This is a genomic window from SAR86 cluster bacterium, from assembly GCA_023703535.1.
Classification (GTDB): Bacteria; Pseudomonadota; Gammaproteobacteria; order Magnimaribacterales; family TMED112; genus TMED112.
In genome coordinates this window covers 465,041-478,829 of the sequence record CP097967.1, presented here as the reverse complement: position 1 = coordinate 478,829, position 13,789 = coordinate 465,041, and the positions used below count along the sequence as shown (strand labels likewise).

Genomic DNA, 13,789 nt, shown 5'->3' with positions numbered 1-13,789 from the left:
CTCCATGAAAGTTAAAAGGGCACTTCGGTGCCCTTTTTTTATTTAATTTCTTATATTTCTTCCAATTGTCACAATTCTTAGGTTAAATTAATAAATGAGAGTAATTCTCATCCAAAAATATCAAGGAGATAAAATGAGACTTTTATTAATATCTTTAATGAGTTTTTTCATTTCTGCAGATGATCATGATGAGCCTTCTTTTTCAGGCTTAGTTTCGTCTGAGAAATTTAAAATCGATGGTGGCATGGAATTAGTTGTTGAAAAGCGTTCTACTTGTGATGCTGGTAATACACCTAAACATTTTCATCCTGCTGCTGGAACTTTAGTGTATGTGCTTGATGGTTTATCACAATCTAAATCATCAGGAAAATGGAAAGAATATTCAAAGGGTGAATATTGGTTTGAGCCGTCTGATTGGGTTCACGGTGGTGATGATGACACACCTAATCTTGGAAATCAGTGTACTGACTTACTTGTAATAAGAGTGGTTGAAGAGGGCAAGGATCATACAGTCTTTGTTGATTAGGAGAAATGATGAAAATTATATTTTTTATTTTAACTTTGTTTAGTTTTAATATTTTTGCAGACGATCATGATGATGTATTGGCTGCGGTTGAAAAGTATTATGAAGCAAGAGAGGTAAGAGATTTTAAAACCATGGTTGCCCACGAGAGCAAAATGGGCGTATGTAGTACTAATTCAGATGGTAGTTTTCATAAAGCATGCTTGAAATCAAGTGCAGCTGATTATGAAAAGAATTATGCTGTAGGATTTAATAGCATTTTTTATCCAGAAGCAATAAAACTTACCAAAGATGCCTATGTTGTAAGATTTTATTACGAAGGTGTTGTTGGCGAGGACGACCAGCCATACAGAACAAGAGTAACTACTACTTGGATTAAAGAAAATGGAAAATGGGTAATGAGAACACAACATTACTCTTCAGCAAGTTTTGGTGGCGTTCACCAAACAGTAAGAAGTGATTTTGAGGAGGAATAATGATTAGATTATTTTTAACACTTTGTTTTATTTACTCAGCTCACGTTTTTTCTCAGGAATCTGAATATAAATATGTTCCTGAAAGAAATACAGCAGAGTATTATTTTGGTTCTTTTAATAAAGGAAAGGACATTTCGGATGTAGCAAAATGGTATGGCGAATTTGCTAAATGGGCAGAAACCCAAGGTGGTGTATATGACTCTATGACTGTTGCACTTTTGCAACCTTACTTCCATAGAGATCTAGCTAGTCACGACTTTATGTGGGTAAATAATTGGCCAGACAGTGCTGCTCAATTTAAAGGTCTTGAAGTTTGGACAAAAGATCCCAAAGCAAACGCCTTATTTGCAAAACTACCTGCAAAAAATTCTCAAGTTGTTTCAACTGTTCAGTGGGCAATATCGCAACCACGTTCAACTGATGCAGGTAATTTCATTCTTGCACAGTATAATTCTTGCAAACTGAATGAAGGAACAAGTCTAAGAACTTACTATGATGCGTATGTAGACTTTGCAAAAATGGCACAAGAAAATGGTGATGTTCAAGGAAGAAAACTTATCATTCCTGGTCCTGGCTATGATGGTGATGCAGATTTTATAAGACTTGTTTATACTTCTGCAGTTTCTGAAAGAGGTGAGGGCATCGAGTTTTGGAGATCTGAATTACGTGACACAGACGAAAGAAGAGCCTTAGTTGGAATGGCTGATTGTGGAAATGGATCAATTTATGTTGGACCTGTTCTAAGAAGCCCTAACTAAAAAAATACATTTTTTAAAGAGCCAGTTTACTGGCTCTTTTTTTTTGTACCCCCAGCAGGATCCTGATATCAAATCAATGAGAGGCCCATTACAATGAGGCACACTAATGAACCAAGCCAAGCAAGTGTTCTCACATAAGCAATACCTAACAAATAGCACAGACCGTGTATGACTCTTAGAATTAGCCAATAAAAAGCTGGCTCTGAAATATCTTTAGCCTCAATAATTGATAATAAACAGAATACTAAATAGATAGGTAATGTTTCCAAAATATTTGCACCTGCTCTTCTTGCTCTTTTTAATAAAACTGAATCATCTAAACTTTCATCTCTGTTAGACATTTGCCAGTTGAGATTTTTTACATTTATTAAAAAGGGGATCACCCAAAATTGAATTACCGCAAGAGCACTTGCAAGAACTATATATGTAGCCATGTTTCCTCCTATACTTAAAATAAATTATATTATTAAAATATGGCTCTTAAAATATCACTTCCCATTTTAACTTTTTTAATAGCGTTTCTTGGTGGTTTATCAAATAGCTTTACTGATTGGTCATGGTACGAAAGTTTAGAGCAATCAAGTTTAAGACCTCCAAATTATATTTTTGGTATTGTTTGGCCAATTCTATACACTCTTATGGCTGTAGTGAGCTTTCTTCAAGCTAAATTAATCTATAAGGTTTACGTTGTTCAACTGATTTTAAATGGTGCATGGAGCTGGATTTTCTTTGCACACCAAGCCTTAACTCTTGCTCTTTTCGATATTATTATTTTGATAATTTTGAATGTAATTATTCTGCATAAGTTATGGACAAATAATTCATATGTAAGCTTTTTCTTATACCTTCCTTATGTTCTTTGGATTAGTTTTGCGTCTTACTTAAATGCAAATATTGTTTTTTTAAATTAGTTTAAAGATTTAATTAAAGTTTTAATATTTTCTAATAAATTTGGATTTCCTTTGAAACTCTTAAGCTGCTCATCTGGCATATTCCATTCATTGCAGGACTTTGTGAAATAGTTGGATTCGATTTTAACCCAACTAGAGTCTTCAAGTGATCCAACTTTTAAGAAAAGAAAGTTAGGCAGCTCTTTCAAATAGCTAAATATCCCTGAACCACAATTTGAACAAAAACCTCTATTAACTGTTGAGCCCATCGAACCTTTTGTGCCATAAAATTTTGGTTCACCATTTAAATTAAAATTACTTTTTTTAATAACTAGAATTGATGCTTTTCCTGCACCTGTAGACCTTTGGCAATCTTCACAATGACAATGAAATGAATTAATTATCTTTTTATTATCGAAACTGTAGTTTATTTGCTTACAAGAGCAATGGCCTTTTTGAATCAATTTCTATAATCTAATGGAGGGCTGCGATCTCCCAATAAAGCTTGATATTGATGGTCTCCGACTTTCATCATTAATTCTTTTTTGGCCTCATCTATAATTTTAGGATTCTTAAACAGCGCTACTGCGGTATTCCCTAAAACCTTTGCGGCTAAATTAGTACCTTTAGTGCCAATGGACATGCCTCCCGCAGAAACTGCTTGCCAAGAGTGAGCTGATGTTCCAGGCACCCATGTGGCTACTCTTGCTCCTGAAGTAGGCACTAACCACGATATATCACCTACATCTGTTGAACCCTTGCTCTGTTGAAAAACAAGAGGTTTAATTTCTTCTTGATCACCAATTTTTGCTCGTGGATTAATTAAGGTTTTGTAGATTTTCTTAGCAAATTCTTCTTCCTCTTTTGTATATGAAATGCCTCCCAGCTTAAGCATTTCATTATTTACTACTTCAGAAAGTGTTCTGTTTGGCATTAAAGGATAATTTCCATGCATTACCTCGAAAGTCATTTGTGTTTCAGTACCTTGTGAGGCTCCTTCAGCAGCTTTTACAACTCTATTGAAAAGATCTCGTACTCCATCAACATTTGGATGTCGCACATAATAATAGACTTCTGCTTCTTCAGGCACTACATTTGGTGCTAAGCCCCCTTTAGTGATTACATAATGAATCCTTGCTTCCTCATCCATATGTTCTCTAAGCATATTCACCATCATATTCATCGCTTCAACCCCATCTAACGCTGATCTTCCATTTTGTGGCGCTCCAGCTGCATGTGATGAAATACCTTTAAACTTAAATTTTGCTGATTTATTTCCATTGCTAGCACTAAAATGGGCTCTATTTTGAGTATCAGGATGCCAATGCAAAACAGTATCTACGTCTTTAAATTCTCCTTCTCTGGCAATATAGACTTTTCCACTTCCACCTTCCTCAGCTGGTGTGCCATATAATCTTATTGTGCCTAGAGTATTTGTATCTCTCAGCCATCTTTTTACTGCGACAGCTGCATGAACTGAACCAGCACCAAATAGATTATGACCACATGCATGTCCAGCTGCTCCTCCAACTGATTCACGATAAGGAACATTATTCTGAGAAAGTCCGGGCAACGCATCATATTCTGCAAGAATTGCTATTACCGGGCCACCGTTATTGTACTCAGCTATGAATGCAGTTGGAATTCCAGCGATATTTGACCTTATTGAAAATCCTTCCTCTTTTAAAACTTTTTTAAGTGCATTTGAGCTTTTCACCTCTTGGTAGCCCATTTCTGCATAATCCCAAAGGTCTAATGCTAACTGGTCATATTTTTTACTTGATGCATCAATAAATTTGTTTACATCTGATAGAAGGTTTAAAGATAAAAATAAAACTAGAATACGCAACATAAAGAAAACTCCCTATGGATATTTTAAGTTATTTTTTTCCGTTTGAGAGACTTACTTTTACGTTTCTTAGCATTAGTGCTGCAACACTTAAAAGCAGAATCGCACCAGCTTCAAAGATTAATTGCTCAGGCTCTGATTCTTTACCTTGGAGAACGATTAATCGAGCAAGAGCAGTTATGCCGATGAATAATGGATAAATAACTGGTAAGACGTGGCTTCTAAAATAAATTGCAACCATGCCAAACACCTCAGCATAAATGAACATTAGAAGTAAATCAGCTAACTCAATGACGCCACGTTCATAAATTGCAGCCAATTCAAAACCTACGGCACCAAGTGTCATAATTGCAATGGAAGCAAGTATAACGTCTTCTAAATATTCAAATAATTTGTTCATTGGTTTTATATAAGGTCATAGAAAGAAGTTTCTAGTTTTTACTATGTGGTGGAAGCTTTGCCTCAACAAACCACTCATGTTTTCTTTTAACAGGATTAAATTTTTTGATCTTGAGCTTCTCGTTTTCTTGAATAAATTTTTTTGTTTTAACTACAGTGTAGTGATAGGTATGACTATCTCTAGTTTCACCCTCAGGTATTAAGTATACTTTTTGCTGTTTGTTAGCTGCCATAAATTGGAAATTTTACATTACTTTTATAAATACACAAGGCTATTTAATGACTAGATATTTGAGTGCAATAAATATAGATTAGTTAGATGAAATTTAAAACTGAGAATTCCGAAAAAAATAATACTCCTTACTCAGATGCAGTTGAATTAAACGAATTTATTCAATTCTCTGGAATGTTAGGGCTTGACGAAAATGGTTTAGTTGAGGGTGGAATAGTGCCTGAAACAGAGCAAATTTTTAAAAATCTAAAAGCAAACCTCGATTACTATAATCTAGACTTTTCAAATATAGTGAAAAGCCTTGTCATGGTTAAAAATATGGATGACTTTCCTGAATTTAATAAAACCTATCTAAAGAATTTTGATAAACCTTATCCAGTAAGAAGTGCATTTGGAGTTGCTGATTTAGCTTTTGGTGCATGTATTGAAATAGAATTTCTCGCTAAAAAATGAAGGCTACCTACCTAAATAGCAAACATAAAGATTTAGGTGGTTTTATGGTTGATTTCTCTGGCTGGGAAATGCCTTTACATTACGGTTCTCAACTTAACGAACATAATGAGGTCAGAACAAATGTAGGTATTTTTGATGTTTCCCATATGGCTGTTTTTGATTTAGATGGTAAAAAACAAGAAGATTTTTTAAGATTTCTTCTTCCAAATGACATAAAAAAGATTAACGGTCAGAACAAGGCAATGTATTCTCCAATGCTTAATCATGAAGGTGGGATTCTTGATGATCTGATAGTTTATTATCTAGGAAATGAAAGTTTTAGGATTGTTTCAAATTGCGCTACAAGAGAGAAGAACCTTAGTTGGTTAAGTAAGATTGCAGAACCTTTCGACGTAGGAGTTGACTTTAAGTCTGATTATTCAATTTTAGCTCTTCAGGGTCCTAATTCTTATAAATTCATAAAAAGTCATATTGAAAAAGATATATCAAAATTTTCTGTTCACAATACAGATGATGTGATGATTGCCTCAACCGGCTATACAGGAGAATTAGGTTATGAAATTATTTGTGACCAAGAAAAAGGTATTAAGTTTTGGAATGAGTTTATTTCAAATGATGTTCAACCAATCGGATTGGCAGCAAGGGATACTTTACGCCTTGAAGCAGGTCTAAATCTCTACGGAACAGACATGGATGAGACTAATACACCCTACGATTCAAATATTGGATGGACAATAGATTTTAATCATAAAGATAGAGACTTCATTGGAAAAAACGCTCTTGAAGAAAAAAAAGACTCAAAAAAAATTCTTAAAGGTTTTTACACAGAAGAAAGAGGGGTTTTAAGAGGCGGTGCAGAGGTAATATTTGAAGGTGGCTCTGGAGTTGTAACAAGCGGAACATGGAGTCCAACATTCAAAAAAAACATAGGATTTTGTAGAGTTGATAAAAATTGTGGTGAAATTGGTAGCGCTGTATTGAGAGATAAGAAAATTACTTTAAAATTTTCTAATACGAACTTTTTAGAGTCGCTAAAAAAAGATGTCTGATAATGAAAAAAATCTAAAATTTCTTGACTCACATGAGTGGGCCAGAGATGACGATGGAGTCGTTACTGTGGGCATTTCTAATCACGCTCAAGAATTATTAGGTGATATTGTTTACGTCGAGTTGCCTCAAATTGGATCTAGTGTGTCTCAAAAAGATGGTGTTGCAATAGTTGAATCAGTTAAAGCTGCATCTGACGTTTACTCACCCCTAACAGGTGAAATCGTAGAAATTAATGAAAAATTGTCTGATAACCCAGAAATAATAAATTCATCTCCATATGAGGATGGTTGGTTTTTCAAAGTTAAGCCACAGAATATAAATGAACTAGATGAAATGTTGGATTCAGATGCTTATAAAAAATTAAGCGAAGAATAAAAAGCAAACTTAAAAATGAGTCAAAACTCTAAAGAATTTTCTCAGAGACATATTGGTCTTAAAGATAGTGAAATCAATCATATTCTTCATGATCTTGGTTATGAAAATATGGAAGATTTTTTAGAAAAACTTATTCCAAATTCAATTTATAGTAAGAAAAAGTTAAATCTGCCAGAACCACTAGATGAACCAAGCGCTTTAAGAGCATTAAAAGAAATATCGAAAAAAAATAAGGTTTTTAAAACTTTCATTGGTCAGGGTTTCTATAATTGCAACGTTCCAGCAGTGATTAAAAGAAATGTTTTTGAAAATCCTGGTTGGTACACATCTTACACACCATATCAACCAGAGATAGCTCAAGGAAGGCTAGAAGCATTGATGAATTATCAAACTATGGTTTCTGATTTAACTGGAATGGATATTTCTAATGCATCATTGCTTGATGAGCCAACTTCAGCTGCTGAGGCGATGATGTTAGCCAAAAGAGTAGCTAAGAGTAAATCCAATACTTTTTTTGTAAACAGCAAAACATTTAAACAAACAATCGCAATTATTAAATCTAGAGCAAAACCACTTGGTGTTGAAATTGAAATTGGTGATCGTCCTGATAAGGGGAAGGAATATTTTGCTGCGTATTTTCAATATCCAAATGCAGAGGGCTCAATTGAAGATTTAGAAAGTGTTACTAAAGATATTCAAGCAAAAGGTGGTCTCATGATTATTGGAACTGATTTACTTGCTTTAACACTTTTAAAAACTCCAGGGGATTTTGGTGCAGACATAGCGGTGGGCTCAGCACAAAGATTTGGTGTGCCAATGGGATTTGGGGGTCCACATGCAGGTTTTATGGCAGTAAAAGATGTCTATAAAAGATCTCTACCTGGCAGATTAATCGGATTAACTCAAGATAGTAAAGGACGTGCTTGCTACAGACTTGCACTACAAACTAGAGAACAACATATTAGAAGGGAGAAGGCGACAAGTAATATATGTACAGCTCAAGCATTATTAGCAATAATGTCCAGCTTTTATGCAATTTACCACGGTCCAAATGGTCTAAAATCTATTGCGAGCGATGTTAAAGAAAAAACACTAAAAATTGCTAATGAGTTATCAAGAAAAGGATATGTTATTAAAAATAACAATTTTTTCGACACACTAGTTGTGGAACTTGAAAATCCAGAACAAGTTCATCTAAGGGCAAAGGATAAAAAAATTAATCTAAGAGTTATCTCTGAAAAAGAATTAGGCCTGAGTTTTGATGAAATGACAACAGATCAGGATATTAATAACATATCTGAACTTTTTGAGGATCTAAAAAAGCCATTGAAAAAATATGAAATAAATTGGGATAAATCTTTCGATAGAAAAACAGAATATTTAAATCATGAAGTATTTAACAGCCATCACTCAGAAACACAGATCCTCAGGTATATCAGAAGTCTATCTGACAAAGACATAGCGCTGGATAGATGTATGATTCCATTAGGCTCTTGTACGATGAAATTAAACGCTACTTCTGAAATGATTCCAGTTGGCTGGAATGGATTTGCAAATGTTCATCCACATGCGCCAACTGATCAAACTGAGGGTTATCAAAAAATAATTTGCGATTTAGAGGATTGGCTATCCCAAATTACAGGTTATAAAGCAATCTCTTTACAACCTAATGCAGGATCTCAAGGTGAATATGCTGGACTGCTTGCTATAGACAGCTTTCATAAGGCTAATAACGACCATGATAGAAATATATGTTTAATTCCAGAATCAGCACATGGCACCAATCCAGCTTCAGCTCAAATGGTGGGATATGAGGTTGTGGTAATTGATTGTGACGAGAATGGAGATATTGATTTCAATGATCTTAAAAATAAGGTTAATACACACAAAAATAAAATAGCAGCAATGATGATTACGTACCCATCAACTCATGGTGTTTTTGAGGAGAGAGTAAAAGATGTTTGTGATTTAATTCATAATTTTGGTGGTTTTATTTACATAGATGGAGCAAATTTTAATGCCATGGTAGGAACATGTTATCCAGGTGAGTTTGGTGGAGATGTATCGCATTTAAACCTCCATAAAACATTCTGTATCCCTCATGGGGGAGGTGGCCCTGGTGTTGGTCCGATTGGAGTTGTTGAAAAACTAAAGCCATATTTACCGAAAGATCCACTAAATTTTGTTGACTCCGAATACTCAATTTCTGGAACACATTATGGCAGCGCAAGCATTTTACCCATTAGCTGGATGTACATTGCTATGATGGGTGAAGATCATCTTAGAAAGGCAACACAAGTTGCGATATTAAATACCAATTATTTAGCTAAAAGACTTAAAGATCATTATAAGATCTTATACACAGGTAATGAGGGTTTAGTAGCCCATGAATGTATTTTAGATGTAAGGCCATTTAAAGAATCATGTGGCATTGAAGCTGAAGATATTGCAAAAAGATTAATTGATTATGGATTTCATGCTCCTACTATGTCATGGCCTGTAGCAGGAACTTTAATGATTGAGCCTACAGAAAGTGAATCTCTCGATGAATTAAATAGATTTTGTGATGCAATGATCGGAATAAGAAACGAAATTAAAGCTATTGAAGATGGAATTTCAGATAAAGAAGACAATCTATTAAAGAATGCTCCTCACTGTATAGATGACGCAATAGAAGATTGGAATTATTCTTACACTAAAAAAGAAGCTTATTATCCAAATAATCAAACTAAACTCCAAAAATACTGGCCACCGGTAGGAAGGGTTGATAATGTCTATGGGGATAGAAATTTAGTTTGTTCTTGCCCAAGCATAAAAGATTTTAAGTAAATTTTACTTTCTCTAAAATTCTGATATTATTCCATCCCAATTTATGGTTCATAAGTACGAAATAGCAAAAAATTGGCTTCCAAGATATACAGGAATGCAGCCAGATGATTTTGGTGATTACATTCTATTAACAAATTTCACAAATTATATTGATTCTTTCTCAGAAACATTTGATGTTGAAATCAAGGGTCAAGATAAACCAATGCAAAGTGCTACAAATAAAGATGGGCTTAGCATAATAAATTTTGGCATAGGTTCACCCAATGCAGCGCTTATTATGGATTTATTAACTGCAAGGAATCCTAAAGGAGTATTATTTCTGGGGAAATGTGGGGGATTAAAAGACACATCTGAAATTGGTAACTTTATTCTTCCAATTGCAGCTATAAGAGGTGAGGGCACAAGTAATGATTACTTTCCTCCAGATGTGCCTGCTCTGCCTTCTTTTAAATTACATAAATTTGTCTCTGAAAAAATTGTTGAAGCAAATTGCGATTATCGAACAGGAGTAATTTACACAACAAATAGAAGGCTTTGGGAACATGACAAAGTATTTCTTAAAAAGCTAAAGAAAAGTACTGCTATAGGTATAGATATGGAAGTGGCAACTATATTTGTTACAGGACATTACAATGAAATTGCTAGAGGTGCATTATTGCTTGTATCAGACGTTCCTACTACCCCTGAAGGAGTAAAAACTGAGGAGTCAGATAAAAAGGTAACCTCCGATTGGTCAAAAAAACATTTAGAAATTGGAATAAAATCTATGACTGAAATTGAGAAGAGCGGCGAAAAAATAAAGCACTTTAGATACTAACCTGAAAACTTACCAAATCTCTTTAAACTCTCTACTTCATCAATAATAGACTTTGAAATATCTATGTATTTAATGCCAAGAATATCTTCAGCCTTAGTGCTGTTCTTTGTCATTGCTTTACCAAAAAATCTCCTAGACGGTTTCAATATTGGGATAAAGTTTGATAAAAATTTTGCCACTGCAACAGAAGCTGAAAATCTTGGAGCATTGTAACCATTCTCTCGAAGTATCTTGGATACGTCTTTTGTCCATAATTCAGTGTTTGAAAGAATAATCCTCTCTCCATCAGACTTAGTGCTTTCAAGTGCTTTAACATGTGCTAGAGCAACATCCCTAACATCGACGTATCCTATGTGAATGGGGAGGTTTATTGGAATTTTTCCATTCACTAAACCTGAAATGATTAATTGAGTAGAACTTACCTCAGAAGTAAGAGAAGGGCCAATTACTCCCGCAGGATTAATGACAGTAAGTTTTGTTTTTTTATTCGATTTATTAATTAGGTCCCAAGCCTTTTTTTCTGCAAGAGCCTTACTTTTTGGATAAGCAGGAATAGGCTCATCAACTTTACTCCAATCTTCTTCGCTAAATTGTTTTTTTGTGTGTCCTGATGATATTGCTGCAACTGACGATGTCAGCACTATTTTTCTTACGTTTTGTTTAAGAGCTAACGAAACAACCCTTTCAGTACCTTCAACTGCAGGCTTGATTAAATCATTTTCATCTTTTGGTTGAGCTAATGGATAGGGTGATGCAACGTGCAATACATCCTCACACCCAGTCATTGCATCTTCCCAGTTCTTATCTGAAAGTAAATCAGCTTCAAAAAAATCTATTTTACTAACATCTAAAGAAAGATCTTTAAGTGCTTTTTTAATGGGATCTATTTTTTTTGTATCTCTAACAGTAGCATTTATTGAATATCCTTTTTCAAGCAGCTGTTGAGCACAATGCATTGCAATATAGCCAGATATTCCTGAAATAAATACTTTTTTCATATAGTGAATTTTACATTCTATAAAATAAGTGTAAATGATATACAATTACAAAATTCAGGAGAGATGGCAGAGCGGTTGAATGCACTGGTCTTGAAAACCAGCAGACGTTAATAGCGTCTCCAGGGTTCGAATCCCTGTCTCTCCGCCAATTTTAAAAAATAATGGATCCACTAAGAGTCTTTTATATATTTTTAATTATTATTGCTATTGCTACTTATATTTATGGCGAGGCAATGGGATATTTTAGAAGTCATCATTACTACGAATGCGAGAGAATTTCTGAAAAAAATTTTTTTTATATAAATACCAAAGAGCAGTATCTAATACATATAACAAATGATAAAAATAAAAAATTTAGAATGCTCAATACATCAGCCAATGAAGATGTGTATGAAATCTCTTTTCGAGATGAAAATTCTTTAAAACAAAGAAAGCAACAAATAATTCACAACAAAGAAGAGAATGCTTTCAAACGTGAATTAGGGCCAAGGAAAGCTACTTTTGGTAAATGTAAAATTAGTAAGCAATACTTACAAAAAAGATTATAGATCTCTTATTTTTCCGTAAACTACGCAAGTAAATGAATTCTTGCTCCTTTCTACATTTCTATCAAATCTACATAACCTTGCAATAAATAGACTTTGCTCATCATGAGGAACTCCTTTTATCAATAAGATATTATTTCTGAAGCAGTCATTCTTATAGACTTCCTGCCAGTCTTTTTTTGTAGCAGCAGTTTGTTGTATATCAATAGTACAAACCTTATCCATATCAGCAAAAGCGTAGGTAGGTAGAAAAATAAAAAGCAATTTGATTAATTTCATTAAACCAATTTCTCCATTAGTTTGTAATTTAAAAATACCATAAAATAGGAACAGAAAATATATTTATCATAACGGGGTACTTAATAAATGATTGAAGGTCATTGTGACGAAAGATTCCAAAAAATTCATCAAATCCTTGAGAAACAAATAGAAAATGGCTTTGAAATTGGAGCATCAGTTGCTTTAGAGCTTGAGGGAAAAGAGGTTGTAAATCTTTATGGAGGTTACTCGAAACCTGACAAATCTAGCAGTTGGGAACAAGATACCATTACTAATGTATGGTCAGTGACAAAAGGTGTTGTTGGAGCTTGTGTCATAAAATTAATAGACGAAGGAAAATTAGATGTAAATGAAAAAGTACAAACATATTGGCCTGAGTATGGGTGCAATGGAAAACAAGAGACAACAGTTTTAGATTTCTTATGCCACAGAGCTGGTATGTATGGTTTTCAAAATGGTTATCCAAAAGAACCTTGGACTAATTGGTCAGCGTATACCAAGGAACTAGAGGCACAAAGTCCATTTAGGAAGCCTGGTAGCTCTCAAAGCTATCATGCCTTAACCTTTGGGTGGTTAATTGGCGAACTCTTTAGAAGAGTAGATGGAAGAACGGTTGGAAACTATTTTAGAGAGGAATTTGCAGAACCTCTAAAGCTTGACTTTCACATTGGAGTTAAGGATCAAGATATTGCTAGATGTGCAGAAATCACTTTTAAAAATTGGACAGAAGAGAACCCATTTATTAACTCACTAGCAAATGTACCAGATGCAATTCTGAATCAAAATATGAAAAATTTTAAAGATGCTATAAAAAGCAGAGATTATGCTATCGCTTTCGATACAGGACGAAGTGATGATGATAATTATCCTAACAAAGATGATTGGCGTAAAGGAGAAGTGCCATCTGCAAATGGTCACGGAACAGCAGCAAGTTTAGCAAAATTATTTGGAATTATGAGTACAGGTTGTGAAAGGGATGGTGTGCGTCTTTTTGATGAGAGCATTCTAAATAAAGCTATTGAAGTCCATTCCAGAGGTCCTGATACAGTACTTTTCGGAAGCAATTTAAAATTCGGATATTGTTTTATGTTGGAACAAAAAAGCAATTTTTTAGGTGATTTTGTTCCAACTTTTAAAAAGACAGCGTTTGGGCATGCAGGTGCAGGTGGAGCTGTAGCTTTTGGAGATAAAGAGAAAAAAATTGGATTTGCATTTGTTGGAAATAGACAGCAAGATTATTCAATGCTCTACAGAACAGCAAATAAACTTATTGAAGAGATATATTCAATTTTGAAATAGAAATACTTACATTTATA

At 34.2% G+C, this 13,789-nt stretch carries 18 protein-coding genes and 1 tRNA gene; 12 read left to right on the top strand and 7 right to left on the bottom strand.

What is annotated here, in order from left to right:
- Positions 1–133: 133 nt before the first annotated feature.
- The 3 genes from M9B42_02590 to M9B42_02580 are packed head-to-tail and all read left to right on the top strand — an operon-like array spanning position 134 to position 1,757.
- Positions 134–526 carry a hypothetical protein gene (locus M9B42_02590; GenBank protein URQ64732.1) on the top strand — a complete coding sequence of 131 codons (393 nt, stop codon included), beginning with the start codon at positions 134–136 and terminating at the stop codon, positions 524–526.
- A gap of 8 nt (positions 527–534) precedes the next feature.
- On the top strand, positions 535–999 hold the full coding sequence (locus tag M9B42_02585; protein URQ64731.1) for a nuclear transport factor 2 family protein: 465 nt from the start codon (positions 535–537) through the stop codon (positions 997–999).
- Complete coding sequence (locus tag M9B42_02580) at positions 999–1,757, top strand: hypothetical protein (protein ID URQ64730.1); 759 nt, start codon at positions 999–1,001, stop codon at positions 1,755–1,757. The genes M9B42_02585 and M9B42_02580 overlap by 1 nt, the downstream gene beginning before the upstream one ends.
- Before the next feature lie 68 nt (positions 1,758–1,825).
- Here the strand turns inward: M9B42_02580 and M9B42_02575 are convergent, their stop codons facing one another.
- Positions 1,826–2,191, bottom strand: a complete 366-nt coding sequence (locus M9B42_02575; protein ID URQ64729.1) for an MAPEG family protein — start codon at positions 2,189–2,191, stop codon at positions 1,826–1,828.
- Between the two features lie 39 nt (positions 2,192–2,230).
- Between M9B42_02575 and M9B42_02570 the strand changes: the two genes are divergently transcribed.
- Positions 2,231–2,668 (top strand): tryptophan-rich sensory protein, encoded by a 438-nt coding sequence (locus M9B42_02570; protein ID URQ64728.1) that lies wholly within the window; start codon positions 2,231–2,233, stop codon positions 2,666–2,668.
- Here the strand turns inward: M9B42_02570 and M9B42_02565 are convergent.
- The 4 genes from M9B42_02565 to rpmG are packed head-to-tail and all read right to left on the bottom strand — an operon-like array spanning position 2,665 to position 5,128.
- Entirely contained in the window at positions 2,665–3,111 is a 447-nt protein-coding gene (locus M9B42_02565) for a GFA family protein (protein ID URQ64727.1), read from the bottom strand. The genes M9B42_02570 and M9B42_02565 overlap by 4 nt on opposite strands.
- The gene (locus tag M9B42_02560) at positions 3,108–4,499 is read right to left on the bottom strand and encodes an amidohydrolase (protein URQ64726.1); all 1,392 of its coding nucleotides are present in this window, start codon (positions 4,497–4,499) and stop codon (positions 3,108–3,110) included. The genes M9B42_02565 and M9B42_02560 overlap by 4 nt, the downstream gene beginning before the upstream one ends.
- A gap of 28 nt (positions 4,500–4,527) precedes the next feature.
- Positions 4,528–4,896, bottom strand: coding sequence for a phosphate-starvation-inducible PsiE family protein (locus tag M9B42_02555; GenBank protein URQ64725.1), 369 nt, complete (start codon positions 4,894–4,896; stop codon positions 4,528–4,530).
- A 31-nt stretch (positions 4,897–4,927) separates the two neighbouring features.
- Complete coding sequence (rpmG, locus tag M9B42_02550; GenBank protein ID URQ64724.1) at positions 4,928–5,128, bottom strand: 50S ribosomal protein L33; 201 nt, start codon at positions 5,126–5,128, stop codon at positions 4,928–4,930.
- Between the two features lie 86 nt (positions 5,129–5,214).
- Between rpmG and M9B42_02545 the strand changes: the two genes are divergently transcribed.
- From M9B42_02545 to M9B42_02525, 5 genes are read left to right on the top strand one after another with little or no spacing between them, the layout of a single operon-like run.
- The gene (locus M9B42_02545; protein ID URQ64723.1) at positions 5,215–5,580 is read left to right on the top strand and encodes a Rid family hydrolase; all 366 of its coding nucleotides are present in this window, start codon (positions 5,215–5,217) and stop codon (positions 5,578–5,580) included.
- On the top strand, positions 5,577–6,629 hold the full coding sequence (gene gcvT / locus M9B42_02540) for a glycine cleavage system aminomethyltransferase GcvT (protein URQ64722.1): 1,053 nt from the start codon (positions 5,577–5,579) through the stop codon (positions 6,627–6,629). Before M9B42_02545 ends, gcvT begins: the two co-directional genes overlap by 4 nt.
- On the top strand, positions 6,622–7,005 hold the full coding sequence (gcvH, locus tag M9B42_02535) for a glycine cleavage system protein GcvH (protein URQ64721.1): 384 nt from the start codon (positions 6,622–6,624) through the stop codon (positions 7,003–7,005). Before gcvT ends, gcvH begins: the two co-directional genes overlap by 8 nt.
- A gap of 15 nt (positions 7,006–7,020) precedes the next feature.
- A complete protein-coding gene (gcvP, locus tag M9B42_02530) occupies positions 7,021–9,834 on the top strand; it encodes an aminomethyl-transferring glycine dehydrogenase (GenBank protein URQ64720.1) in 2,814 nt (937 codons plus the stop codon).
- Positions 9,835–9,877: 43 nt separating this feature from the next.
- Positions 9,878–10,651: an AMP nucleosidase gene (locus M9B42_02525; GenBank protein URQ64719.1), complete on the top strand. Its 774-nt coding sequence runs from the start codon at positions 9,878–9,880 to the stop codon at positions 10,649–10,651.
- Here the strand turns inward: M9B42_02525 and M9B42_02520 are convergent.
- Complete coding sequence (locus tag M9B42_02520; protein URQ64718.1) at positions 10,648–11,649, bottom strand: aldehyde reductase; 1,002 nt, start codon at positions 11,647–11,649, stop codon at positions 10,648–10,650. The genes M9B42_02525 and M9B42_02520 overlap by 4 nt on opposite strands.
- 57 nt (positions 11,650–11,706) lie before the next feature.
- Between M9B42_02520 and M9B42_02515 the strand changes: the two genes are divergently transcribed.
- Positions 11,707–11,797, top strand: a tRNA-Ser gene (locus M9B42_02515).
- 13 nt (positions 11,798–11,810) lie between these two features.
- Positions 11,811–12,197, top strand: a complete 387-nt coding sequence (locus M9B42_02510) for a hypothetical protein (GenBank protein URQ64717.1) — start codon at positions 11,811–11,813, stop codon at positions 12,195–12,197.
- On the opposite strand, the gene M9B42_02505 is transcribed toward M9B42_02510, so the two are convergent.
- Complete coding sequence (locus M9B42_02505) at positions 12,192–12,473, bottom strand: hypothetical protein (protein URQ64716.1); 282 nt, start codon at positions 12,471–12,473, stop codon at positions 12,192–12,194. The genes M9B42_02510 and M9B42_02505 overlap by 6 nt on opposite strands.
- 87 nt (positions 12,474–12,560) lie before the next feature.
- Between M9B42_02505 and M9B42_02500 the strand changes: the two genes are divergently transcribed.
- A complete protein-coding gene (locus M9B42_02500; GenBank protein URQ64715.1) occupies positions 12,561–13,772 on the top strand; it encodes a beta-lactamase family protein in 1,212 nt (403 codons plus the stop codon).
- The last annotated feature ends 17 nt before the right edge of the window (positions 13,773–13,789 follow it).

Excerpts from the sequence above, each read along its gene's own strand:
- M9B42_02525 (URQ64719.1), top strand. The coding sequence starts at position 9,878 with ATGGTTCATAAGTACGAAATAGCAAAAAATTGGCTTCCAAGATATACA.
- M9B42_02560 (URQ64726.1), bottom strand. The coding sequence starts at position 4,499 with ATGTTGCGTATTCTAGTTTTATTTTTATCTTTAAACCTTCTATCAGAT.
- M9B42_02590 (URQ64732.1), top strand. The coding sequence starts at position 134 with ATGAGACTTTTATTAATATCTTTAATGAGTTTTTTCATTTCTGCAGAT.
- gcvP (URQ64720.1), top strand. The coding sequence starts at position 7,021 with ATGAGTCAAAACTCTAAAGAATTTTCTCAGAGACATATTGGTCTTAAA.
- gcvH (URQ64721.1), top strand. The coding sequence starts at position 6,622 with ATGTCTGATAATGAAAAAAATCTAAAATTTCTTGACTCACATGAGTGG.
- gcvT (URQ64722.1), top strand. The coding sequence starts at position 5,577 with ATGAAGGCTACCTACCTAAATAGCAAACATAAAGATTTAGGTGGTTTT.
- M9B42_02500 (URQ64715.1), top strand. The coding sequence starts at position 12,561 with ATGATTGAAGGTCATTGTGACGAAAGATTCCAAAAAATTCATCAAATC.
- M9B42_02505 (URQ64716.1), bottom strand. The coding sequence starts at position 12,473 with ATGAAATTAATCAAATTGCTTTTTATTTTTCTACCTACCTACGCTTTT.
- M9B42_02580 (URQ64730.1), top strand. The coding sequence starts at position 999 with ATGATTAGATTATTTTTAACACTTTGTTTTATTTACTCAGCTCACGTT.
- M9B42_02520 (URQ64718.1), bottom strand. The coding sequence starts at position 11,649 with ATGAAAAAAGTATTTATTTCAGGAATATCTGGCTATATTGCAATGCAT.
- rpmG (URQ64724.1), bottom strand. The coding sequence starts at position 5,128 with ATGGCAGCTAACAAACAGCAAAAAGTATACTTAATACCTGAGGGTGAA.
- M9B42_02570 (URQ64728.1), top strand. The coding sequence starts at position 2,231 with ATGGCTCTTAAAATATCACTTCCCATTTTAACTTTTTTAATAGCGTTT.
- M9B42_02555 (URQ64725.1), bottom strand. The coding sequence starts at position 4,896 with ATGAACAAATTATTTGAATATTTAGAAGACGTTATACTTGCTTCCATT.
- M9B42_02575 (URQ64729.1), bottom strand. The coding sequence starts at position 2,191 with ATGGCTACATATATAGTTCTTGCAAGTGCTCTTGCGGTAATTCAATTT.
- M9B42_02585 (URQ64731.1), top strand. The coding sequence starts at position 535 with ATGAAAATTATATTTTTTATTTTAACTTTGTTTAGTTTTAATATTTTT.
- M9B42_02545 (URQ64723.1), top strand. The coding sequence starts at position 5,215 with ATGAAATTTAAAACTGAGAATTCCGAAAAAAATAATACTCCTTACTCA.
- M9B42_02510 (URQ64717.1), top strand. The coding sequence starts at position 11,811 with ATGGATCCACTAAGAGTCTTTTATATATTTTTAATTATTATTGCTATT.